Here is a 1,117-nt window from a genome sequence, read left to right as displayed (position 1 = left end):
CGACCGACTACGCCGAGGCGATTCCCGGCGCGGATGCCGTCGTGCTGGTGGCGCCGGTCTTCGTGAACGACGAGACCTGGGAGCCGGACTTCAAGTACATGGACGCGGCGACCGCGTCGCTCGCCGAGCACCTCACCCCGGGAACCCTCGTGTCCTACGAGACCACGCTGCCCGTGGGGACGACGCGCAACCGCTGGAAGCCGATGCTGGAAGAGGGATCGGGCCTCACGGAGGGCGAGGACTTCTTCCTCGCCTACTCGCCGGAGCGTGTGCTCACCGGGCGCGTCTTCGAAGACCTCCGCAAGTACCCGAAGCTCATCGGCGCCCTCTCCGCCGAGGGAAACCGCCGTGCGCGCGAGTTCTACGAGGCCGTCCTCCAGTTCGACGAACGCACCGACCTGCCCCGCCCCAACGGCGTCTGGGACCTCGGGAGCACCGAGGCCTCCGAGATGGCGAAGCTCGCCGAGACCACCTACCGTGACGTGAACATCGGCCTGGCCAACCAGTTCGGCCTCTTCGCGGCATCCCACGGCATCGACGTCTACAAGGTCATCGAAGCCTGCAACTCCCAGCCGTACAGCCACATCCACCGGCCCGGCATCGCCGTCGGCGGACACTGCATCCCCGTCTACCCGCGGCTCTACCTGGCGACCGATCCTGACGCGGACATCGTGCGGGTCGCCCGTCAGCTCAACGCGTCGATGCCGGAGCGTCTCGTGGCACAGGCGGAGGGGATCCTCGGGTCGCTCTCCGGTCAGCGCGCGGTCGTCCTGGGCGCGGCCTACCGCGGAGGCGTCAAGGAGACGGCCTTCTCGGGAGTCTTCCCCACGGTCAAGGCGCTACGGGATCGTGGCGCCGAGGTGCGGGTGCACGACCCGCTCTACACCGACGAAGAACTGCGCGGCCTCGGCTTCGAGCCCTACGAGATCGGTGAAGAGGTCGACCTCGCGATCCTGCAGACCGACCACGCCGACTACCGCGAGCTCGCTCCCGCACAGCTGCCCGGAGTCAAGCTGCTCGTCGACGGTCGCGCGGCCACCGACGCCGAGCGATGGACGGGCACTCCCCGCATCGTGGTCGGCACGGCGGCCTAGCGCTGTGAGGAAGAGCGGGGGGG

The 1,117-nt window shown here is 69.2% G+C and carries 1 protein-coding gene; it reads left to right on the top strand.

Annotated features, from left to right (window positions below; genetic code table 11):
• A partial coding sequence (locus tag ACNPM4_RS04805; protein WP_448984873.1) for a nucleotide sugar dehydrogenase occupies positions 1–1,094 on the top strand: 1,094 nt, incomplete at its 5' end.
• Positions 1,095–1,117 lie beyond the last annotated feature (23 nt).

It is taken from the genome of Microbacterium umsixpiens, assembly GCF_053543675.1.
This window is presented reverse-complemented; position numbering and strand designations above follow the sequence as displayed.